The following is a 23,452-nucleotide window of genomic DNA, read 5'->3' as shown; positions in this document are numbered from 1 at the left end:
CTTTACGTCAGTAGGATATGCGGTCCGCGCGTAGCGCCTTGAACTGCAGCCAGGTCAGCGCCGCCAGCAGGACCAGGAACAAGGCGGAACCGGCGGAAGCTTCGCCGAAGGCATAGCTGGAGAACGCCAGATGATAAATATAGGTCGTAATAATCTCCGTCGCATTATTGGGACCGCCATCTGTCATGGTAAAGATAAGGTCAAAAGCCTTAAAGGATTGGATGGTTGTATAGGCAATGACAATGGTGGCCGAGGGGGCCAGCAGCGGCCAAGTGACGCTGCGGAAGATCCGCCAGCGCCCGCCGCCGTCGATGGCGGCGGCATCCTTCAGCTCCTGCGGAATTCCCTGCAGCCCGGCGATGAACACAATCATCATCTGCCCCGTATGGGCCCATACCTGCACTGCGGCTACCGAATAGATCGCGATCCGCCGGTCGCCGATCCAGTTCGGCGCCAGTCCCGTGGCCCCCAGCAGGTTGAACAGGCCCTGCAGCAGGCCGATCCCCGGGTCATAAACAAAGGACCAGATCAGCCCGACGGAGACGGTAGACAGGATCGCCGGGAAGAAGAACAGCGCCCGCAGCGGCACATAGCTCCGCTTGTTCCCGGCCAGCAGCAGGGCAAGCGCCAGGGACAACAGCGTCTGGGCGAATACAACCGCCGCCATGAACTTCAGATTGTTTAGAAGCGCCTTTTGGAATACAAGGCTGTGCAGCACGGTGCTGTAATTCTTCCAGCCGGTCATCCGGAAGGACGGGGACAAGCCGTCCCAGTCGGTGAAAGAGTAGAACAGCCCGGCCAGTGCGGGATACACAAAGAGCACGGCATAGAGCAGCAGACCCGGCAGGACGAATATCCACAATGAAAGCCGTCTGCGCATAGCTTATTTCGCGAGGCTTTGATCGACTACGGCCTGGGCCTCCTTGGCGGCATCCTCCGGCGAAGCGCCTCCCAATACGGCTTGAATGGAATTGGTTACCGCCTTCTGGTTCTCGCCGTTTGTGATGGTGAAACGGGGCTGGAACAGCGTCTTTTTGCCGGCCCATTCCGTGGCGGTCTGCAGTTCCGGCGTGGTATACTCCACATCTTTGACCGTAACGTTCTGCCCGGTTGCATTGGCGTATTGCCCGGCGATCTCCGGACGGCTCAGAAATTCCAGGAAGGCCTTGGCCTCCTCCGGATGTTTAGACTTGCTGCTGATCCCCAGCAGGAAGGTGCTGGTATGGATCCCCTCGTATTTCGCCTGGCCGGCTTCAACGGTAATCGGGGCGAGCAGCTTCTGCTCCAGCTCCGGATTCTGTGCTTTGTTCTGGGCCAATTGATAGGAGCCGCTGGCCAGAATTGCCGCCTTCTCCTGGATGAACAGCGCTCCCGCTGCCGCATCCTTCGTACCGAGCGCATTGGGCTGGAAGTAACCTTTATCATTCAGCTCTTTGATCTGGCTGAGCGTCTTGACCCACCATTCATCGGTCAGCTTCGCCTCACCTGCCTCCACCTTCGTAAACGCATCGTCGCTCGGCAGATTGTTCATAACCATGGTGTTCATGAACTGGCCGGGACCGATGTCCGCCCCCGCAAAGGCAATCGGAATGAGACCGTTCTCCTTCAGCGTGGCGCATAGTGCGAGAAAGCCCTTCCAATCATCCGGCGGCGTCAGACCCAGCTTGTCGAATATGTTCACGTTATAGATCGGGTCGTTGTACACCAGCTGGTACGGGATGGCCAGCCGCTTGCCTTCCTTAACCCCGGCTTCGATCAGCGCCTCGTTAAAATTCGGCACATACGGCTCTGCGCTCAGATCCGTATACAGACCCGCTTTAGCCACCGCCTCGAACTGGGCCCCCGGAAAGGAGGCGAATACGTCGCCTGCGTCTCCCCCGGCGATCTTAGCCAAGGCGGCAGTCTGGTATTGGTCGGACGGCAGTGTCTGCATCTCCACTTTGATGTGCGGATATTCCGTCTGGAACTTTCCGATGATCTCCGTAAATGCCGGCACATCTTCACCGCGCCAGTGCAGGAAGCTCAGCGTGACCTCCTCCTCCGGCTTTGCGGTTTCGGCACGCTCAGCCGAAGCCGGAGCAGAAGCAGCCGGAGACGTATTATTCGCTTCCCCTGATGAAGCGTTATTGCCGCCGCAGGCTGCCGTCAGCAGCAGTACAGCCATAACAGCGGCCCACAGGACAGGGCGGTATTTATAGGTTCTCAATTCATGATTCCTCCTTGGTTATGAATTCTTGCCACCGCTCCCGGAACAGCGGCAGTACCCGCCGCCCGAAATTCTCCGCCTCCTCCAGGTGGGGATATCCGGAGAGAATGAAGGTGCGCACGCCGAGCTCTGCGTAACGGATCAGCACATCCGTTACCTGCTCTGCCGTGCCGAAGATGAGCAGGGCGCCTCCCGAGCGGACCTGCGACAGCCCGCTCCACAGGTTGGGCCCGGCGATATAATCCGCCGCAGCAGACTGCTCGCGGAGACGGTTCTGGCGGCTCTGACCGTCCGCATCGGTGCCGGCGAAAGTACGCTGCGCCTGGCGGACTGTCTCCTCCGGAGCTCTGCTGAGCAAGCCGCGCGCATCCGCCCACGCCTCCTCCTCGCTGCCGCGGACCAGCACCTGCACCCGCAGCCCATAGCGCGGCCTGCGGGCAATCCCCGCCGCTTCCGCATGCTCTCCCAGGGCCGCGTCCATCTCCGCAATCTGGACGGCTATCCACTCATGCGGCTCCCCCCACATCAGGTAAGTGTCCGCATATTCGGCCGCCGCCCGTCTGGCCGGCGGCGAGCTTCCGCCCAGAAACAGCGGAAGCGGCCGGCTTCGCACCAGCGGCGGGAGATTCACCGGACCCTGGAAGCTGTAATACTTGCCCGCAAAAGACTGCGCCCCTTCTCCTTCTCCCGGCCTCCAGCCGCTGTTGCCGCCGAACTCCGACAGCGCCGTTCCGATGGAGCCTTCCCAAGCCAGGTTCAGGACACGCATATACTCCCCGGCCCGTACATACCGCTCATCGTGGGCGTGGGCCAGCGGGTCGCCGAGCTGCTGCAGATCCTCTGCCGAGCTGCCGGTAACGATATTGAGCAGCACCCTCCCGCCGGACAGCTGATCAAGCGATGAGGCCATACGCGCCGCCAATACGGGGGCGATCAGCCCGGGCCGCACGGCTACCAGCGCCTGCAGACGATCGGTATGACTCAGCACAGCGGAGCCTACCACCCAGGAATCCAGACAGGCGCCGCCGGTCGGGATTAGCACAAATTCAAATCCGGAGTCTTCGGCTGCGCGGGCGACTTCAATTAAATAAGCCAATGTCGGTTCTCTTTCGGGGACTACCCCCACATACCGGCCGTCCCCGGCCGTCGGCAGAAACCAGCCGAACGATATCTCTTCCACATGTCCCCCTCCTTTAACTGATGAAGAATTGCCTCTATATCTCCGGTGAACCGGTTGATTATTTCCTAGCAAACTTATAGGATAAGTTAATATTGAGATTGTAACAAGCTGCCGCGGGATCGTGAATGTCAATTCGTGGTGTCTTTAGCTGGTAATTTTGTGGTCCATATTTATCCGGGCCAAGGCGGTGAACCCGGAACAATGTGATAAATGAGGTTTGCCATAAAGCGGAAATTCCTTTATGATATGAGAAAATTTTGGCAAAAAGAGGTGCGCTATGCTATGAGCAACCGGATGCGGGAGGACAGCCATGAATATCTGGAGATCAACCTGTTCACTCCCTCGCCATATGAAAAAAGCGGCGCCGCCTGGCCGATCCGGCTGGGCCATAACCGCGCTAAGCCGAATTACCATATCGGGCCGCGTACCTCTCCCTACTATTATCTGATCTTCGTGCTTGATGGAGCCGGGACCTTTCAGCAGAACGGGCAGGCTTACAGGCTGGGCAAGAACGATATGTTCTGCCTGTTCCCGCAGGTCATCCATGAATATTACACCGATCCCGAAGCGCCGCTGCGCAAAATCTTCATCGCGTTCGACGGCAAGGGGGCGCCGCGCCTGCTGGAGCGGATCGGTCTCAGCCAGCGGCATCCGCATGCAGCCGGCATGCTGACCCCCGAGGCGGTGGGACTGATGTGGGATTTTCTGGACTCGGTGCGCGGCGGCGGTGACAGCGATCTGGGGCGGCTTGTTTTTTTTCACCAAATCTTCGACCGGTTGTCCGCCATCGCTGCTGATGCTGCCATGGACGATACATTGAACATCTCCTGGCTGCAGCAGGGGTATGAGTACATGGAGATTCATTATGCGGAGGGAATTACCGTAGAGAAGGTTTCGGCCCACGTCGGGGTGGACCGTACCCATTTCACGAAACAGTTCCGCCGGACTTACGGGCTGACGCCTATCGCCTTCCTTCAGGAACTAAAGATGCGCGAGGCGCAGCTCCTGCTTACGCAAACCGCCTGCACGCTGTCGGAAATCGCCCATTCGGTCGGGTATCCCGATCTCTTTTCTTTTTCCAAAGCGTTCAAGAAACGGCTGGGTACCGCTCCAACCCAATACCGTCTGCAGGCACAGCACGAATTGATACGGGAGGGTAATTGATGAGACACAAGTTTCATTTGTTGATGTTAGTGATCGTGGTTATTCTGACCGGGGGCTGCACCTTTTCGGTTGAATCCCCTGACCGGGAGGAGACTCCTTTATACGAAGGGCCCAGCTTAACTTTGGGTGTGATCGGGGAACCGCCGGAGGTGAGAGAGCATCAAGTGAATTTTATCCCGCTGGCGCTGAACGAGATGGAGAATGAGGGAGCAAGGCTCGGAGAGCGGTTCGATGCGGTACTGGTAATGAAGGAGTATTTGTCCGAGGCGGCGGAGAGCCGGTATGCCGGAGTGTATCAGAACGCGGATATTCCCTTCTTTTTCATCGAGTCCAAGAAGTCCTATATGCCGTTTGTTCTCGAGGATTTGTCCTATGATGCGGCTCCCGATGCCGTCGGTGGCATGTACGCAACAGGGTATTACCACAACTTTGGCGACAGCCGGGTTTGGGGGTTCAACCCCGACAAGATAAACGAGCGCAATATTAAAGATACTTATTCCCGGATGTTTACCACAATCAGCCTATTGGAGGCCGAACTGGGGCATGAGCCGGGCAAAACCATCAATCCTGCAATGTATTCCAGGACATATTATTCCCCGACCATAAATTCATTGGATGAGTATAAAGTCTGGATCGAGGGAGACGTCGTGCTTACCGCTCAAATCGCCACGGCAACGGGAGAACAAGCCCACCAGGCGGACACCGTCTTCAGCTCCATCCGCGTAGACAGCAAGCTGGTAAACACCGAAATTGTTCCGGATCAAAAGCCGCTGGGTCTTCACTCCTTCGCATCCTCCGCAAGCGGTAAGTTAGCAGTTCATGTGCGGGATCACGAAGGCTCGCGCCTGTTCCTTCTGGACCTTATCAGCGGAGAACAGATTCTGCTCAATGAGTTGAATGTGGCTGCCGGTGCACCGTCTCATGAGAAGATTGACAGCTATAACTGGTCCCCGGATGGAACAAAGCTGGCCATTGCATACGGTGAAATCGGCTCAAGCCATATGGCAGTATACGATACAGAGACCCAGATCCTGTCTGATATCTCTGATCAGAATTTCATCTGGATTCCGTACGTGGTCTGGCATAAGGATGGCCAGGGGCTGGACTTTATCAGTAAACAAGACGACGCATTGAATTCAGCCGTGCTGTACCGGTACAGGGAGACCGACCAGTCGCTGAGAACGGTTGTCGGCCATCTGACGGAACAAGAACAACAGGCTTTCGCAAAATTTACACCGTTCAGGCTGGAATAAAGCTCTAAGGCGCTATATATCTCATATGTCTCGCGACCTCCAGAAACACCGGCAGAACCTCATCACGGTCTTTGTCAAAATACGAGAAGTGAATCAGGGTCTCCGGCATACCGTCCCTTTTGAGCAAAAAGCGGTCAAACCGGGGGCCTTCCGCAGCTTTGGCACTGCCGATGTATTCTGCATACTGCGCCAGCTCCTCATCCTTGAAGCGGGTGTAGCCTCCGGGAACATCGTACGTCTGCGGCTCCGCCGCACCCGGCATCCGGTCCGCTTCCAGCAGCGAGATAAACTGTGTATTGCTGAAGCCGACCTCCGAGCCGTCCTCAAACACGAATTCCTGCATGGTCTCCGGGATATAGAAGCCATAAGGGTGCAGGTCGATCGCAACGAAGGTTGTCGGCCATTCACTGCCTTGAATCGTCAGTGATGTTAATTCTTCCTTGCTGTCCAGATCATCAATAAGCCTGACCAGGGGAGCAGCCGTCAGGGTCGGCTCCACTGCCGGGCTTGCCGTGATTTCAGCAGTGCGGACTGGAGCAGACGAAGAGCGGGAAGCGCCAGAGTCGCCAGACTGTGAACCCGAACAGCCGGCAAGTACGGCCAGCAAGAGTATGCTTAATCTCTTTGCATGGTTATTCAGCATGATAACACCTTCTTTTTGGATGTAATAAGGCCATAAATTTCACCATCCCGCAAATTTACGGTTCAATATATTTAATATTTTGGGCTGCCTCCAAAAAAACCGGCAGAACGCTCTCTTTATTCTTGTTAAAATAACGAAAGTAGATGAGCCTATCCGGCGTGCCCCCGTGCTTCAGCAGAAATCCGTCGACTCTCGGTGCAGCCGTTTCCCCGGATGTTGCTGCCTGAGGAGAGGGTTTCGCAAGGTTGGGCGCTCCTGAATCCAACAGCTGATCAATGCGGTTAATGCAACGATGCTGAATATTTTCATTATTTTCATCAGACCCCTCCTTCTCATTCTCCTAAATAATACCACTTATTCATGTTTTAGATAACCTGACCGGATGCTATATAAATTGCCGCGAAACCAGTGGAGCGTCCACCTAAGCGATGATGTTGATCCCCGTCAAAAAACGGGACTGTCCCAAGCAGCCAATCCATGGCTTATGGGACAGTCCCGTTCTAAGTTCTTCTTATATGCGGCACACTGGCTTAGCCAACAGGCAAAGCTTAGCGGAAATTGCCCGCGTCGATCTGTTTCTGCTTCTCATCAAGGATTTCCTGGAAGCCTGCTTCCAGATAATCCTTCTTGGCGGCTTCATAAGTAGCCTCGAATTCAGCTTCAGGAGCCAGCACGATCTTCACGTACAGATCCTGGAACAGCGAATTCAGATCCGCTTTATACTCATTCACGGTTTCCAGTACGGTCGTAAACAAAGCATCCGGAGTGCGGAATTCAGCCGTTTCGTTGTAGTACTTCACCAGATCTTCGGCAAGATGCTCGTAACCGGCCGGTGACCAGTTGCGGAGGTTGGCCTTGAGTGTCTTCTCAGCGTCAGGATACTGCGCGATTTCGGTTACAAGACCCCAGTAGTCCTTGTTGTTGTTCTGGGCCAGGACGGATTCGCCCTTGTAATCCGGATTCTTCACAGCGATGCCTTCGGCGTCAAGCGTGTAGTTCTCTCCTTCGATCCCGTTCTGGAATTTGAACAGGTTCTCCGGCTGGCTCAGCCATTCCAGATACATCCACACGGCAGCGCGTTCTTCAGCCGAGGATTCGTAGTTAATGCCCATGATGAAGCCAAACGGCCAGTAAGCGCGGCCCTGCGGCTTGCGGCCTTCCGGAACGCCGGCGTAAGGAGGCATTACGGCGAACTCGGCATCCGGATTGTTCGCCAGAGTAGCAGCGAATACATCGGTATTGTTGGTCAGATAGAAGCCGTAGTTGCCGGTTTTGCCTGCAACGAATTCGGCCTTGACCTTGTTATCATCATTACGCAGATAGAATTCCTTGTCGACCAGACCGTTGTTGTACTGGTAGTTCAGGTTCCGCAGGTAACGCTCAGTGTCGGCGGAGGGCAGATCGGCAACACTAAGATCGGAGTAGAGCGCTCGATACTTCTGGTCAACCGGCCAATCGCGGAAAGCGTAGCTGTAGTTATAGTTATTCTGCAGCAGGCTGCCGCCGGCTACACCGAGTCCGGCTTCTTTCCATTTTGCCAGCATTTCATTGTACTTCTCCAGGGAGGTCAGGTCTTCGAGCTTCATGCCGACCTTCTCCACCCAGTCCTTACGGATGATGTTGACGAAGTTGTCGGCTTCCGGACGTGCCGCGAAGAAGAAGATGTTCTGATCGTCAACAATGCCGTATTGCTTGATCGTTTCGTTCATATTGCCCCAATAGGTCGGTGCATAATTGGCGATTTCATCCCAGTCCAGCGGCTGCATGACATCCTCGCCATAATAGGTAAGCGCTTGCGGCATATCGTAGTGGAAAATGATATCCGGAGCCTTGTGTGAAGCCAGCAACTGTTCGTAATCCTGCACTTCGCTGGAACGGGTGATCGGGATATAGTTGACTTCAATATTGTATTTATCGCCGAATTCCTTCTGTACCCAGCGGGTATAGTAGTTGTCGGTAACGTTCCAGCCTTCGAACGCCCGCTCATAGACCGGAATATCGAGTGATACCTTCTCCTTGAAGCCTTGGGAATAGTCCGGGTATTTGCTGTCGCTGCTTGTGTTGTTAGCTGCAGCAGTTTCGGCAGGCGCATTCGTCGGATCGGCGCTCGAGCCTGCATTGTTGTTGTTATTTCCGGAGCACCCGGCCAGCATGCCGGCCGTCATGACGGATGCCATCATTAACCCGTACCATCTTTTTTTATTCATCGCAATTCCCCCACTTTTCATTTTCGATTTCATTAAGAATGACCAGCCTGAAGAGGTACACTACTCTTTGACCGCTCCAAGCAAAGTGCCTTGAACAAAATACTTCTGCACAAACGGATAGACGCACAGAATCGGAAGGGTTGCAAATACAACAACGGATGCCTTTAACACCTCTGGATTGCTTAACTGTACTGTAGTTGCTTCCAATTGGAAGCTTTCAGTCGCCTGGATCACCAGGTAGTAAAGCTTGAGCTGCAGCGGCCGCAGTTCGATGGCATGCTTGATATAGAACAGGGAGTCTTGATACGTATTCCAGCGACCGACTGCGAAGAAGAGTGCCAGCGTCGCCATGACCGGTTTGGACAGCGGAAGGACGATGCTCGTCAGAATCCGGAAATGTCCGGCGCCGTCGATGCGGGCTGACTCTTCCAGACTGATCGGAATGCTGCTTGTCAGCGCTGTCTTCATAATCAGGAAGTTAAAGACGCTGAAGGACAAAGGCAGAATGAGTGACCATAGCGTATCGAGCAGACCCAAATTGTTCATATTCATGTAATCGGGAATGATCCCGCCGCTGAAATACATCGTGAACAGAAAGATGAACGTAATCGTCTTCCGGCCCTTTAGCTGCGGTCTGGACAGGGGATAGGCTGCGCAAATCGTCAGAATCATGCCCAGAATGGTAAAGAGAACGGTTACCAGTATCGTGATGTACAATGACCGGAGAATACTGTCATCAGCGAAAATTTTCTTGTACGCTTCAATGGTGAAGCCTTGCGGCCACAGAAACACCTTGTTGGCGATGACAAAGGAATCCGCGCTGAAGGATTTGGCCACGACATGAACAAACGGCAACAGACACACCAGTGAAGCAATGACCAGAACAAAGCGGATCAGCAGTTCCCAGATGTCCACACGCCCTTTGCGTGGTACGGCAGGATTGCCGCCTAGTGCTTTCATGGTTCCTCTCCTTTCTACAATAATCCGTCCTCGCCGAGCTTCTTGGCTATACGGTCAGCCGCTATAACAAGAATGATACCAATGACCGACTGGAATAATCCGATCGCCGTCGCCCGGCTGAAGTTGCCGCTCTCGATCCCCCAGCGGTATACCAGGACCGGTATCGTAGTGGTGAACTCTGTCGTCGCTTTGTTCTGCAGAACGTAGATCCGTTCGAACGAACCCTCCATGACTTTGCCCAGGTTCATAATCAGCAGGGTCACAATGGTCGGCCGGATGGAGGTCAAGGTGATATTCCATACTTTTCTCCAGCGTCCAGCACCATCTACGGTTGCCGCTTCATAGAGCTCCGGGTTGATACCGCTCATGGCCGCCAGATAAATAATGGTTCCCCAGCCCATGCTCGCCCACACACCAATAGCCAGATAACTGATCAGCCAGTTGGTATCCTCCTGAAGGAACGGAATGCGTTCCCCGCCCATCAGTACAATTAAATTGTTGATGACGCCGCTGCCTTCACTCAGGAGCTGATAGGCAATCGCCCCGATAATGACCCAGGAGAGAAAGTGCGGTAAGTAGAGCAGCGTTTGATTGATCCGTTTGAATACTACATTCTTGACTTCATTCAGCAGGAGTGCCAGCACAATCGGCATTGTGAAGCTGAAGATCAGATCCAGGATATTGAGCAGCAGCGTGTTGCGGACGGCACGGGTAAAGTCAGGCTTGGCGAAGATCTCCCGGAATACTTCAAATCCGACCCAGTCACTGCCCCAGATGCCCCTGGCGATCTTGTAGTCCTTAAAAGCAAGTACAAGCCCTGTCATCGGTAAGTATTTGAATACGATTACAAAGGATAAGGGCAGCAGGACCAGCAAGTAAAGCTGCCAATCACGCCGTAGATAATAGAGGATTCCGTGCCTGTCTTGTAATAAAGCGGTTTCATTTGTTTTTGAAGCGCTTGCAAGTTTCACATATTCACCTCCCTGCCTGAGTCTAGCACCCCCGGTTCAGCCGGCGGGTTCGATTTCTATGCTAGCCCCTTTTCCCGGACTTGAAAATCATGAGTATTGATGCACCCATCAATTTTGATTAAAACCCGGCAGCACCGGCCTTTACAGCCGGATCAAAATCAAAAATGATAGGCATTCCCAAAAATAAACCGCTTTCATTATTGAAAATGAAAGCGGCATTAGGCTTGCTTTTTAATTAGGAAGTCTTATTCTTCACCGATTTATAACTGCTGGGGGGCATTCCTTCATACTTGCGGAAGAACCGGTTAAAGCTCTGGACATTGTAATATCCCACTTCCGCAGCAATCTGCTTGATCGTAAGCCCGCTATCCACCAGCAGTTGTTTGGCTTTCTCAATCCGCACCTGATTCAGATAATCAATCATGCTCTTGCCTGTCATCTCGTACACAATTTTGCGCATATAAGAGTAGCTGATGCCAATCTCCTTGGCCATGTCCTCAAAGACAATCTCTTCACGGTAATGTTCCTTCAAGTAATGAATGATCCGTTCCCCGTAGTTGGTCTCACCAGGCGCGCTGCCGCTGTCCAGGCTCTGGACAATTTCACCGAAGAATTCCAGCAGGTACTCTTCCAGCTCGTCAAGGGTATCCATCTCCGCCATGATCGTGTACACATTGCCTCTGCCCATGATCATCCGCCCCGTACCGATATGGTTCTCGCGGAGGTGCTTGATCGTCACACCCATCAATTGGTTGTAGATGAACATGATATTATCATAGGAGATACTCTCTTCTGCGCGGATCTGGCTGCGGATATTCTCCAGTTCTTTATAGATGCCCTCCAGATTGCCCGTATCCAGAAAATTCAGAATCCGCCGCTCGCTGCATTCGAAATCAATGTATTTGCGGCTGTTCTCCGCTTCATTCTGCCAGTACATAATACTTCCGCCACCGACAATCATCCGCCGCTTGATCATCTCCATCGCTTCGAACAAACGCTGGGAGACCATTTCAGGAGTATCTGTTCCACCGCTGACACCGATCGTCACCGTATGTCCAATCAGTTCCCGGGTTTGTTCGCGGATCACTTCCAGCGCCTGATGAATCGGGCTGTCCAGCTGCTCCTGCCTGCCGGAAGCATAGTTCAGCACAACGGCGATACAGCCCTCGTAATGGTAGACGCTCCGGACCGTTATGCCCTCGGGGAACAAGCTATCGTATTTCGCAACGAGCAAATAGCGGTGATAGCTGCGCGTCTCAAAATTGGTCTTGCCCACATACCGCCGGTACTGGTCGATAGAGACCACCGCAATCCGGTAACAGGACTCCGGAAAAATCCCGTTGATCAGCTCCGGAACCTCTCCGCGCAGCAGGCGGTGGATGGCAAGGCTATGGGTATCCTGTTCACGCTCCTTCAGCAGCCGCGACAGGCTCTCTTCCTCTTCCTGCAGCCGCTTGAACGCCATATCCAGGAAAGCCAGCTCATTGCGGTTCACCACACCCAAATCGCTCTTGGAGCGGATCGTGCGGACCAGCTGCCGCACGGGCCTCGACAGCCAGATCGCCAGAAAGACGGCAATCACCATGCCCAGCAGGATAATCGCACCGGTCAGCAGCACGATATTCCGCTGCATATCGCGGGAGGCGATCATTAGCTCATCCATGGAGCTCTGCGTTACATACCACCATCCGGACAAGGCTGAGCGGCTCCACGCGTAGATCGCCCGCTTGCCCTCAAGCTCCCGGAGCATGTAGCCCTCATTCGCCCCTTGAGCCAGCACCTCACGCAGAAAAGGCAGTTCCAAGCCGTCTGTGAGCAGCAGCGACTTGTCTTTATTAGAAATAATATTGCCGTCCGGGGCGAGCAGCAGATAGTTGCTATCCCCAATCTCTGTAGCATGCAGGTATTTCCCGATCTGGCTCTCCTTCACATTGACGACAATTAATCCGTTCGTAGTCGAGGACAACCGGTTCAATGGATACACATAGGAAACCACATTGACACCCGAGTTCAACTTGCGGGGCACCCACACGCCGCTGATGCCTTTTTGCTGCCTAAGAGCTTCCGCGGTCCAGTCAATGGGCTCGTACCGCTCCAAAGTGGTAATCCCTTCGTCTGTGGAAATGACATAATCCGAATCCTCAAGATAGAAATAGAAGGATTCTACCCCATCTACCTGCCGGATTAAATTACGCATTTCATTCAGCACCGCCAAGGCACGGCTTACATTGGTGTAATTCGAGTTAAGCTCGTCATATGTCTTGAAGCTGCGGATACGGTCAAAGATTTTTGTTGCCGCCAGCCGTGAGGTATCCTGTGCCAGATTCGCCATGGCATTCTCGTTCAGCTTGCGGTTGGCATTCAGTCCGGCTAGGGTTGTTTCCCCGATAGCCGCCTCTGAATTCTTTACAATTTGTTCCCCGCTGTACCACGTCAGGAAGGCTGTCGGAACAGCCATGATAATAAACAATATCAACGCCAACTGCAGCATGAGCGGTATTTTTTTCATAATGGCCCCCTTTGTTAACGTTTTCATTAATGAAGATGAAGCCGTGCCCGCGGATGGAAGCCAGGGTCCTGCTTAATCCGCGCGGGCAGAAGGGGGTTATCTCAGGAACATAACCAGCTTCTGCAGCCCGAGCTCCCGGATTCCCTGAACGACTAGTTCCGCAATGCGCAGACTGCCGCGCTCCTGGAAATGGGTGTTGTCGGCACAGCCGCCGGGATTGCCCATCCATTCCCCGGGCGCTCCCCAGAGAAAGAGCTGCTTGGTGCCTTCCGGTCCAAGCTCTTCGAATAAAGTTTTGCTCTTTACGGCCAGGTCAATCAGCGGCACTCCTTCCTCCTCCGCTAGCTCTCTGACAGCTTCCAGGTAAGGGCCATGCGTGTCGGTCAGCTTGCCCGACTCCTCGAAGTAACGCCGGTGCATCGAGGTGATCAGAACGGGAACGGCCTTCTTCGAACGCGCCCCGTCAATATATTGACGCAAATGCTCCCGGTAGGTCGTGGCCGGATCGGTATGGCGCGCTTCATCCCACTTCTGATCGTTGTGTCCGAACTGGATGAACAGATAGTCGCCTTCCCGGATGTCCTTCATAATGGCGTCGAGGCGTCCCTCCTGAATGAAGCTCTTGGAGCTGCGTCCCCCTACTGCATGATTGGCGACCGCAACATCATGTTTGAAGTAGAACTGCAGCATCTGGCCCCATCCGGAAAAAGGGAAGCCCTTCTCATCACCCACATCCGTAACCGTAGAGTCACCTGCCAGATAGAGCGTAATCTGCTCATTCGACCGCGTGATTTCAAGCGCATTGATCCGCGGAGCCACTCCGCCGAATCTGAGCTTCAGCTTCCCGCCGCGTACATTGACGCCGAACAGCTCCCGCGCGACTTGTCCGGCCACCGTACGGTAATTGTGCAGAATCAGCCGCTCGCCGTTCGTCTTCAGCGTTGTGCATGCAGGGGCAACCTCATCACCGAATGTCACCGAAACGATGTAGTTGCCGTCCTCCACATCAAACAGAAAAGCCGTGTCAAACGGAATTACAAAATCCCCGGTAAGCGGCTCTGCTGAACGGACATGCTCCGTTACACGGGATGGGCCGACGAAGCCGTAGCCTTTGCCGGGGTCATATGAATCTGCGGAAGATACCTTTGTATACCCTTCCGCCGGGTCCCCCAGTGGTCCAAAATCAAAACGCCATGCCATACTGCATTCCCCCTTTTTCTTTACTCCCTCATAATTCCATAAGTATAGCCCCGTCTCACTATAGAAACGCTTACAAAAATCATAGGTTACTGTCATTTTATCATTCCAAGAATCATTTCATAAATAGATTTAAGGAAATTAATCCACCAAATCAGCAAAAAAATTGAAGGGTCCTGACTAGTACGGCGGTAAAAATCAGAAACGGCGATCTCCCGGTGCCGGAAAATCGCCGTTTCTGCCGATTGTGCTGTGAATAGATAAGTTGCCGTTAGCTTTACTCTGCGTTCAGCGCTTCGTCTTCAAAGTCTTCAATGCTCTCATTGGAGCCGATGACCACCATAATATCGCCCTGATTCACATGATCATGCGCCGTAGGGGCTACGATGATGCCGTCCCCGCGGTTGAGCGCGATGATGCTGCAGCCATACTTGGCCCGCGTATTCAGCTCGGACAGGCTCTTGCCGTTCATGCAGGACGGGACCGTCAGCTCGACAATCTTGTAATCCTTGGAGATTTCAATGTAATCAAGCAGATTGGGCGTTACCAGCTGATGCGCTACACGGATACCCATATCCCGTTCAGGAAAAATAACCCGGTCCACGCCGAGCTTGGCCAGCGCCCGGCCATGCAGCACCGAGATCGCCTTGCCCACCACCTGCTTCACGCCCAGCTCCTTCAGCAGTATCGCCGCCAGAATGCTGCGCTCCATGTTATCGCCAATGGCCACAATGCCGCAGTCAAAGTTGCGCACACCGAGCGAGCGCATAATTTCCTCGTCCGTCGCATCGGCCATTACCGCATGCGTCAGCTGTCCGGTCATCTCCTCCACCCGTTCCTCCTGATGGTCGATACCGAGCACCTCATAGCCCATAGCCATCAGTTCCAGCGCCAGGCTGGCGCCGAAACGTCCGAGGCCGATGACGACAAACTGCTGTGGTTTCATAACTCCTCTAACCCCTTATCCTATGATGATTTTGCCTTCCGGATACTTATACAATGCTTTACCCTGTTTCGGCCTGAGCGCATACGCCAGTGTCAGGAGGCCCAGCCGTCCGGCGAACATGGTCAGGCTGAGGACGATTTTGCCGGCATCGCTCAGCTCCGGCGTCAGCCCCATGCTGAGGCCTACGGTGGCAAACGCTGAAGTGGTCTCGAACAGTATCATCAGATACGGACGGTTCTCGGTCGTGGAGAGCACCATCGATACCGAAACAATCATCAGCACAGCGAGCAGTGCAATAGTCAGCGCTTTAAAGACGCGTTCCTGGGCGAGCCGGTAACGGAAAAGGACGATATCCTCCCGTCCGCGCAGCATGGCAATGACCGCGCCAACCATCAGCGTGAAGGTTGTCGTCTTGATGCCTCCGCCGGTCGAGCCGGGCGATGCCCCGACGAACATCAGAAACACCAGGAAGAACTGGGTAGCCTGCCGCATCCCGGCGATATCCAGTGTATTGGGTCCTGCAGTACGCGGCGACACCGATTGGAAGAATGCCGCCCACAGCTTGCCGCCGAACTGCAGCGGACCGAGCGTACGGGAGTTGGTGAACTCAAAAATGAAGATAACGATAGCACCGGTGAGAATGAGCGCAGCCGTCATGCACAGGACCACCTTGCTGTGGAGTGACAATCTGCGCTTCCTGCGGTATTCCGCCAGATCGGAGAGCACGACAAAACCGATGCCGCCGCAGATGATCAGCAGCATTACAACCAGATTGACTACCGGATCGGTCACATAATCGGTCAGGCTGCGGTAGTGGCCAAAAATGTCAAAGCCGGCATTGTTGAACATCGACACGGCATGGAAAATTCCGAAATACAGCGCCCGCCCGAAGGGCATGTCCGCAGACCAGCGCAAAGTTAACAGTGCCGCGCCGGCGGTCTCGATAGCCAGCGAATAGAAGATCACCCTCCGGATCAGCCGCACGATGCCTTCCATCGAGCTCTGATTCATCGCTTCCTGCAGAATCAGCCGGTCCCGCAAGGAAATCCGGCGCCGGAAGACCAGAGCGAACATCGTAGCCATGGTCATGAACCCCAGACCGCCGACCTGGATCAGCAGAAGAATCACCGTCTGGCCAAAGAGCGTGAAATGAGTGCCGGTATCCACGACAACCAGCCCGGTGACACAGGTCGCCGAGGTGGCGGTAAACAAGGCGTCAATGAAGCGAAGCGGCGTTCCCGTGCGGCTGGCGGCGGGAAGCATGAGCAGTAAGGTGCCGAGCAGAATAACAGCGGCAAAGCCCAGCACGAGAATCTGCGGCGGCGACAGATTCAGCAGCCTGAATCCCTCCGGCTTATTTATGCGTAAAGCCATTCGTTCTCATCTCCCAGTGTGGTGTGGCCATAAACATTCAAATTATATACGGAATGCGTCAAATTCACAAAGGCCCATTTTCTACTGTGATTTTTCTCGCTGGAATTGTATGGCGGGTAATGATACACTTCAGACAACAGATTGTATGGCATGTATCCATACACTTACTACAATAATAAAAATTGAAGGGGGAGCATATGGAACCCACTGCGGAGCTTTTGCCACAGCATTTTCAAATCAACCCTTCGCTGCCGATTTACGAACAATTTGTCGAGGCGATCCGCAGGCGGATCGTCTGCGGGGCGATCCCGCCCGGCATGCGGCTGCCTTCCGTGCGGGAGCTGGCCGCAGCGCGGGGCGTCAACCCTACTACAGCGGCCAGAACGTATCAGGAGCTGGAGCGGAGCGGACTAATCGTAACTTACCGCGGCCAGGGAACATTCGTTACCAGGGACGGAGACATAATTACCGATGCACGCAGGGCCATAGCGGTCCAGGCAGTGCGGGATTTCTTCGAAGCCGCCGCTTCACTGGGGCTTACCGCCGAACAAATGCTGAATATGTACAGGGAGGATTCACATGACAACGAAGCTTGAATTATCCTTGCAAGAACCGGCATCGGTTGCCGTAGAGTGCCGGGATCTCTGCCTCACCATCAAGAAGAAGGCGATTCTGGACCGTATTAGCTTTCAGATTCCCTCCGGCAGCCTGACGGGCCTGCTCGGACCGAACGGCGCCGGCAAATCCTCGCTGCTAAGAATCGTTGCCGGGCTGGCTCAGGGCGATTCCGGCACAGTTCAGCTCTTCGGGAAGCCCGCCGGTCCGGAGCGCCTCGGCGAGCTGTCCCTGCTCCCTGACCGCAGCAATCTGCCCGGCTGGCTGAGGGTTGATGAATGGCTGCACTATGCCGCCGGCATCTACCCGGACTGGAGCAAATCAAGGGCCGGGGAATTGCTAAGCGAGCTGTCCGTATCGCCGCATACCCGGATCTCTTCCATGTCGCGAGGCGAAGAGGCCCGGCTGCAGCTTCTGACCTGCCTGTCGCGGACCGCGCCGCTGATCATTCTCGATGAGCCGTTTACCGGCATTGATCTGCTCTCGCGGGAACGAATTGCCGCAGCCGTTGTCGGCGAACTCGCAGACAGTAAGCGAACCGTACTGGTTGCCACCCATGACATCCGCGAAATGGAGCTGCTCTTCGACCGGCTGATCCTGATCGGCGGCGGCCGGATCCGCAGCGTCGATGATGTCGATGCGCTGCGCCAGTCGGGCCAGTCGGTCGAATCCCGTTACAGGGAGGTATTCGCATGACGGCGCTGAAAACGATGATTGCCCTGGAATACAGCCGGTTTAGTCTGAAACGCCTTCCTCCCGCCCAGCGGATGTTGCTCCCTTGTCTCTTGTTCATTGTACTGGTTATGGCGGGCATGCTTCTGCCTTCAGCCCGGGTGCCGCAATGTACGCCATTTATTTATGCTGTACTGCTGCTATGGGCCTCGGCCATGGGCTTCCCTGCCCTGCATATGCTGGTCTTCCCCGGGCATTCCTACCGGGATTGGATTCTCACCTTCCCCCACTCCCGGCTGCACTTGCTGTATGCCAAGAGTATTGCCTTTCTGAAGCAATTCGGCAATGCGGCACTTCTCTTGGCCTTGGCTGCGCTTACTGTATATGCCCTTTCCGTGGCAACCGGCCGGTATGACCCGGTTCCGGCAGTTGAGCTCGCACGTCTGCTGGCTGCTTACGGACTGCTGCTTTGCGCGCTGTTGCCGCTGCTTGTGGTTCTGGGCCTGGCGTTCAGCCTCTTGATGTCCGCAAGCAAATGGTGGCTTCCCCTGGTTCTGCCGTATACGCTTCTCTGGATGCTGCCTCTTGTTGTAATCGCCCTTAACTTCATACCAGACGGTCTTCACGTATTAGATTACTATACGATGACTCCCGGACATGCGGCGCTTGCCGCCCTGGTGCTCTTCCTGATCGGCTGGCCCGTCTGCTATGCCTTGCTGCCGCTGATTGCCCGGCACGGGTTCGGGTCGATCGGTCAGAACGAGGCTATACACGCAAGAATGGAATCAAACAAGGAAGCTGCCGCTGCCGGGAAGACTATCGGTCCCCCGGCCGCTTCCTCATCGCCGCTGTTCATGCTGTACCGGCTCGAAGCCAGCCGGTATCGCAGCTGGGAGCAGCGGAAATGGGTCAGAATACTGAAAGCGGCAGCGGCCTTTGCTTTTGCCGGACTGTTCTTCCTGCTGTCCATCAGTCCCCGGATTCTGCAGCCGGGGTACACCTTATTGTTCATTCTGCCCGTCGTACTCGGATGCTTATGGACTCTGGGACGAACCGGCGGTTTAGAGCGCCGGCAGTTATCCTGGTGGCTCGGCATGCCGCACAAACGCTCAAGCCTGCTATGGACTTCGGTTGCAGCAGTTTGGGTCGCCGTAACGCGAATTAACGCCGTCTTCAGCCTTGCCGCAGCTGCCGGCATCGGGGCCGCGCTTGGCGCCGGAAGAACCAATGCTGCGGATGCCGTATTGTATGGGCACTGGCTCCTGTTCACCTTTGCTGCATATACCTTGGCGCTCACCCTGGTACTCTGTCTGCTGCAGATCATTTATGCGCTGATGAACTCGCGTTTGCTTACTCTGCTGATCTTTCCGCTGGCGTTGCTGTCCTCAAGCCAGAGTATATTGATTAACAAATATTTGTTTCCTGAAGATATTGCAGCTAACCCGATTCCATCCTGGACCCTGCTTGCCTGGGTCGCAGGTATAGGCCTGCCTCTGGCTTGGAGCTGCGTTACTGCGGGAGCCAAATACCTCCATCTGGGCCTGCGTTCAGCGGCGGCCGGTGGCTCCGGAATAAAACAAGCATAACCTGGCAGCCGCCTGCGTAAGCTTATTACGGATTTTTTTGAAACACGGGACCCAATAATACTATAATTAGAACAACATCCGCACAGAATACGATCTATTTCAAGGAGGCGTTTCATGAATTCCGTCGGCGAGCCCCTACAGCAGCGGCCCCTGTCCACCAGGCTTATGGTTACGGGCATTATCAGCCTTATTGTATTCCTCATGTTCCAGGTCGCCCCGCAACTCCTGACAAGCAAGGACGGGGACACTACGATCATCAGCAAGGATGAAGTCCGGGCGAAGGCAGCCGCCTTCGCCGCCGGCCAACTGGGCCATCCGGCATCCGCAGAGGACGAGTGGACGGTCCTGTACCAGACGGACGCATCTTTCTACGGCTATATGTCACGCGAAAAGCTGACCGAGGACTATACGAAGCGCGGGTTAGACCAGCGGTATCCCTTCGATGTCTTTCATGCCGCACTTCATACCGGCGGATCGGCAGAGCCGCTGCTGTCCGTTGATCTGAATATGTATACCGGCGAGGTCGTCTCTTTCGCAACAGGGGCGGATGCCGCCGCCGCCGCAGGGACTGATTACGGAAGCATGCAGGTCAGGGACAGCGCTGCCGGCTCAGGCAGCGGTTATGCCTCTTCTTCTTCTGCCGGCTTGCCTGCGGCCAGCGAGCCGGATCCGGCCCTCGAGACTAAAGAGCAGCTGGCGCTGCCCTGGCTCCAGGCGTGGGGCGTGAATCCCGCCAAGCTGCAAATTGCTGCAGGCAGCGGCAAGTACGATCTTGTCTACACCGACAGTACAGTCACCGTCGGCGAATCCCCATTGAACTATAACTTCAGATTTTCAAACAGCGAGGTCACTTACTTCCGGCCCGGGTTTACCGCTCCGGCCTGGCATGACACCTACGTGAAGGAGCAGACCTCGCTGGCGAACAAGCTGACGCTGCTCGGCTACGGGCTACCCACACTGGCGCTGGGTATTCTGGCGCTGATTTACAGCATATTGACCCGGCATCATACTTCTTTTGCACGGGGCATCTTTCTGAGCGCGGTCCATTTCATCATCATGATGGTGAGCACCTACAATATGCTGCCCGAATCAAGCGGAGACAGCGTGGAAGACCGCATCACCGCCATCATTCTGTTCATCATCTACGCGTTGTACAGCTTATTGATGTCCGCTCTGCTCTACTTCTCGCTGGTCGGAGGCAACGGTCTCTGGCGCAAGGAGGAAGGGCTGAATCCATGGCCGCGGGCCAAGGAGCCGGGTTACGGCAAATATGTGCTGGACAGCATCAAGGCCGGTTATATCTGGGCCTTCGTCCTGCTCGGGGTGCAAACCGTCATGTTCATTATTTTATCCTTTACTCTGGATAACTGGTCGACCACCGATGCCAGCCAGTCGCCTTACAACATGCGTTATGCATGGCTGCTGCCGATTGTCGCCTGGCTGGCCGGATTGTCGGAGGAAGCCATTTACCGGCTGTTCGGCATCCGCATGGTTAAGAAGCTGGTACGAAGCACCTTCCTGGCCTCGCTGATTACGACACTGATCTGGGCAATGGGCCATACGCTATACCCGATTTACCCGGTGATCTCGCGGCCGATTGAGCTTACCGTGATCGGCCTGCTCTTCAGCTTCATCTTCTTGCGCTACGGCTTCATCGCTGCGATGTTCAGCCATGTCGTGTTCGACAGCATCCTGATGGGGGCGACCCTGATCTTCATGCAGGATGCCGTCAACATCGGCGCAGGCATTGTTACACTTGTGATGCCGTTTGTGGTCGGCTATATCGTCTACCGCTTTAATCCGCCCCGGAGACCCGAGCGGATCGAACCGGCCGAATCCTTGACTTAGGCGGCAATAAAGAAGCCTTTCCAGGAGCAATGCGTCAAGCATTGCCATGGAAAGGCTTCTTTGATGTTATTGCGGCTCCGCCTCTTGAGTTAAAGGGTCATCTGCACTGGCAGGTCCGGCATCGCTGAGCGCATCGAGAATCTGTCTCGCCAGCTTGTCGCCGATCGACAGCGGGCGGAAATCCTCGACGGACGCTTCCTTGATCTTCTTCAGTGAGCCGAAATGCTTCAGCAGCAGCTTACGCCGCTTCTCGCCGATGCCGGGGATCGAATCCAGCTTCGAGGTGACCATGGACTTGGCGCGCTGCTCGCGGTGGAAGGTGATCGCAAAGCGGTGCACCTCATCCTGAATCCGCTGCAGCAGGTAGAATTCCTGGCTGTCCCGGGCCAGCGGCACCGGCTCGCCCGTATCGCCGACCAGCAGCTCGGCCGTCTTGTGCTTGTCGTCCTTGACCAGCCCGCAGACCGGAATGAACAGGCCCAGTTCGTTCTGCAGAATATCGATGGCCGAGGAGATTTGCCCTTTGCCGCCATCGACTACAATCAGGTCGGGCAGCGGCAGGTTCTCCTTCAGCACCCGTTCATACCGCCGGCGGATCACCTCGCGCATCGTCTCGTAATCGTCCGGCCCCTGTACGGTGCGCACCTTATATTTGCGGTACTCTTTGCGCGCTGGCTTGCCGTCGATGAAGACCACCATCGCCGATACCGGATTGGCGCCCTGGGTATTCGAGTTATCGAACGCCTCGATCCGGCCGAGCGATTCGATGCCCAGCCGCTGTCCGAGGCCCATGGCTGCGCCAAGCGTACGTTCTTCATCCCGCTCAATTAAGCGGAATTTCTCATCCAGCGCGACGCGGCTGTTCTCGCAGGCCATACCGACCATCTGCTTCTTCAGCCCGCGCTGCGGCACAAGCACCTTGATGCCCAGCCATTGCTGCAGAGTCGCAGCGCCGCCCGCAGGATCAACACCGGCGGCGCTTTCGGCCTCAGACTGCGCTGCCGCATGATTCTCCTCATCAGCGTCTCCGGCCAGAAGCCCCGCTTCCCCGCCGGAGGACTCCTCCGCTGCAAAGGCCGCGCCCGACTGTGCGGGCTCCTGCGGCGCGGACAGCGCCGCTTCCACGGCAGCAGTGCCATCGGCATCGGCGCTCTCCTTGTCCGGCAGGCCGGAGCCTTCTCTCACGATATCCGGCAGCAGAATTTCCTGCGGCAGCGCCGGGTTCTCGCTGTAATACTGCGCCACATAGGACATGAAATCACTGTAGGCTTCCCCGTAGAACGGAAAAACGGAGGAATGCCGCTGAATCATTTTACCCTGGCGCATATAGAGAATCTGGACACACATCCAGCCTTTGTCCACGGCATAGCCGAAGACGTCCCGGTCCTTGCTGTCGGCCGTCGTAATCTTCTGCTTCTCCATCAGGGCATCGATATGGATGATCTGGTCGCGCAGCTCCTTGGCCCGTTCGAAGTACAGTTCTTCGGCGGCCTCCTGCATCTTCTGCTGCAGATCCTTCTTGACCGCCTCATGTCCTCCGCTCAGGAAGCCGGCGATGCTCTGCGTGATCTCTTCGTAAGCCGATTTCGGCACTTCCTTCTCACAGGGTGCCAGACACTGGCCCATGTGGTAGTAGAGGCAGACCTCCTTGGGCATCACGCCGCATTTGCGCAGCGGATACATCCGGTCCAGCAGCTTCTTCGTCTGCTGTGCGGCATATCCGTTCGGATAGGGTCCGAAATATTTGGCTTTATCTTTAACCACCCGGCGGGTCACTTCAAGGCGCGGATGGGCTTCATTCGTGATTTTGATATACGGGAACGTCTTGTCGTCCTTCAGCAGCACATTGTAGCGCGGCATATGCTTCTTAATCAGGTTGCACTCAAGGATAAGCGCCTCCATATTGCTGGAGGTAACGATATATTCGAAATCGGCAATGTTCGCCACAAGCCGCTGGGTCTTCCCGTTGTGGCTGCCGGTGAAATAGGAACGGACGCGGTTCTTCAGCACTTTCGCTTTGCCGACATAAATAATGGTGCCTTCCTGGTTCTTCATCAGATAGCACCCGGGCTGGTCAGGCAGCAGCGCCAGTTTGTTGCGGATATTATCCATGTAGTCCAT

At 55.2% G+C, this 23,452-nt stretch carries 18 protein-coding genes; 6 read left to right on the top strand and 12 right to left on the bottom strand.

All coding sequences use genetic code 11. From position 1 onward, the window contains the following. Positions 1-7 precede the first annotated feature (7 nt). The 3 genes from F1381_RS23540 to F1381_RS23530 are packed head-to-tail and all read right to left on the bottom strand — an operon-like array spanning position 8 to position 3,386. Positions 8-880: a carbohydrate ABC transporter permease gene (locus F1381_RS23540; RefSeq protein WP_187355537.1), complete on the bottom strand. Its 873-nt coding sequence runs from the start codon at positions 878-880 to the stop codon at positions 8-10. A gap of 3 nt (positions 881-883) precedes the next feature. Continuing rightward, entirely contained in the window at positions 884-2,164 is a 1,281-nt protein-coding gene (locus tag F1381_RS23535; RefSeq protein WP_151737320.1) for an ABC transporter substrate-binding protein, read from the bottom strand. Between the two features lie 43 nt (positions 2,165-2,207). Next, positions 2,208-3,386, bottom strand: coding sequence for an LLM class flavin-dependent oxidoreductase (locus F1381_RS23530; protein ID WP_151737281.1), 1,179 nt, complete (start codon positions 3,384-3,386; stop codon positions 2,208-2,210). Between the two features lie 246 nt (positions 3,387-3,632). Here F1381_RS23530 and F1381_RS23525 point away from each other — a divergent pair, with 246 nt between their 5' ends. Both F1381_RS23525 and F1381_RS23520 read left to right on the top strand, forming a co-directional pair. After that, on the top strand, positions 3,633-4,550 hold the full coding sequence (locus F1381_RS23525; RefSeq protein WP_246188168.1) for a helix-turn-helix transcriptional regulator: 918 nt from the start codon (positions 3,633-3,635) through the stop codon (positions 4,548-4,550). Then, positions 4,550-5,803 carry a hypothetical protein gene (locus F1381_RS23520; protein ID WP_151737279.1) on the top strand — a complete coding sequence of 418 codons (1,254 nt, stop codon included), beginning with the start codon at positions 4,550-4,552 and terminating at the stop codon, positions 5,801-5,803. The genes F1381_RS23525 and F1381_RS23520 overlap by 1 nt, the downstream gene beginning before the upstream one ends. Before the next feature lie 4 nt (positions 5,804-5,807). Here the strand turns inward: F1381_RS23520 and F1381_RS23515 are convergent, their stop codons facing one another. The 8 genes from F1381_RS23515 to F1381_RS23480 all read right to left on the bottom strand — a co-directional run bounded on the left by F1381_RS23515 (position 5,808) and on the right by F1381_RS23480 (position 16,610). Continuing rightward, on the bottom strand, positions 5,808-6,446 hold the full coding sequence (locus tag F1381_RS23515; protein ID WP_151737278.1) for a DUF3558 domain-containing protein: 639 nt from the start codon (positions 6,444-6,446) through the stop codon (positions 5,808-5,810). Positions 6,447-6,994: 548 nt separating this feature from the next. Continuing rightward, positions 6,995-8,653 carry a type 2 periplasmic-binding domain-containing protein gene (locus F1381_RS23510; RefSeq protein ID WP_151737277.1) on the bottom strand — a complete coding sequence of 553 codons (1,659 nt, stop codon included), beginning with the start codon at positions 8,651-8,653 and terminating at the stop codon, positions 6,995-6,997. A 60-nt stretch (positions 8,654-8,713) separates the two neighbouring features. Beyond that, positions 8,714-9,613, bottom strand: a complete 900-nt coding sequence (locus F1381_RS23505) for a carbohydrate ABC transporter permease (RefSeq protein WP_151737276.1) — start codon at positions 9,611-9,613, stop codon at positions 8,714-8,716. A gap of 14 nt (positions 9,614-9,627) precedes the next feature. Next, positions 9,628-10,437, bottom strand: coding sequence for an ABC transporter permease (locus F1381_RS23500; protein WP_246188167.1), 810 nt, complete (start codon positions 10,435-10,437; stop codon positions 9,628-9,630). 382 nt (positions 10,438-10,819) lie between these two features. After that, positions 10,820-13,093 carry an AraC family transcriptional regulator gene (locus F1381_RS23495; RefSeq protein WP_151737274.1) on the bottom strand — a complete coding sequence of 758 codons (2,274 nt, stop codon included), beginning with the start codon at positions 13,091-13,093 and terminating at the stop codon, positions 10,820-10,822. 96 nt (positions 13,094-13,189) lie between these two features. Next, positions 13,190-14,293 (bottom strand): rhamnogalacturonan acetylesterase, encoded by a 1,104-nt coding sequence (locus tag F1381_RS23490; protein WP_151737273.1) that lies wholly within the window; start codon positions 14,291-14,293, stop codon positions 13,190-13,192. Between the two features lie 274 nt (positions 14,294-14,567). Next, a complete protein-coding gene (locus F1381_RS23485; RefSeq protein ID WP_151737272.1) occupies positions 14,568-15,236 on the bottom strand; it encodes a potassium channel family protein in 669 nt (222 codons plus the stop codon). 15 nt (positions 15,237-15,251) lie between these two features. Further along, positions 15,252-16,610, bottom strand: coding sequence for a TrkH family potassium uptake protein (locus F1381_RS23480; protein WP_151737271.1), 1,359 nt, complete (start codon positions 16,608-16,610; stop codon positions 15,252-15,254). A 197-nt stretch (positions 16,611-16,807) separates the two neighbouring features. On the opposite strand from F1381_RS23480, the gene F1381_RS23475 reads away from it, so the two are divergent. The 4 genes from F1381_RS23475 to F1381_RS23460 all read left to right on the top strand — a co-directional run bounded on the left by F1381_RS23475 (position 16,808) and on the right by F1381_RS23460 (position 21,331). Further along, entirely contained in the window at positions 16,808-17,206 is a 399-nt protein-coding gene (locus F1381_RS23475; protein ID WP_151737270.1) for a GntR family transcriptional regulator, read from the top strand. Next, on the top strand, positions 17,190-17,921 hold the full coding sequence (locus F1381_RS23470; RefSeq protein ID WP_151737269.1) for an ABC transporter ATP-binding protein: 732 nt from the start codon (positions 17,190-17,192) through the stop codon (positions 17,919-17,921). Before F1381_RS23475 ends, F1381_RS23470 begins: the two co-directional genes overlap by 17 nt. After that, complete coding sequence (locus F1381_RS23465) at positions 17,918-19,483, top strand: hypothetical protein (protein WP_151737268.1); 1,566 nt, start codon at positions 17,918-17,920, stop codon at positions 19,481-19,483. Before F1381_RS23470 ends, F1381_RS23465 begins: the two co-directional genes overlap by 4 nt. A 114-nt stretch (positions 19,484-19,597) precedes the next feature. Continuing rightward, the gene (locus tag F1381_RS23460; RefSeq protein ID WP_151737267.1) at positions 19,598-21,331 is read left to right on the top strand and encodes a type II CAAX endopeptidase family protein; all 1,734 of its coding nucleotides are present in this window, start codon (positions 19,598-19,600) and stop codon (positions 21,329-21,331) included. Between the two features lie 66 nt (positions 21,332-21,397). Here F1381_RS23460 and uvrC read toward each other — a convergent pair whose 3' ends face one another. Further along, the gene (gene uvrC / locus F1381_RS23455; RefSeq protein ID WP_151737266.1) at positions 21,398-23,452 is read right to left on the bottom strand and encodes an excinuclease ABC subunit UvrC; all 2,055 of its coding nucleotides are present in this window, start codon (positions 23,450-23,452) and stop codon (positions 21,398-21,400) included.

Source organism: Paenibacillus tengchongensis, assembly GCF_008973665.1.
GTDB lineage: Bacteria > Bacillota > Bacilli > Paenibacillales > Paenibacillaceae > Paenibacillus_AQ > Paenibacillus_AQ tengchongensis.
Note: the sequence above shows the minus strand (reverse complement) of the source record. Positions and strands in the feature narration are given on the sequence as shown.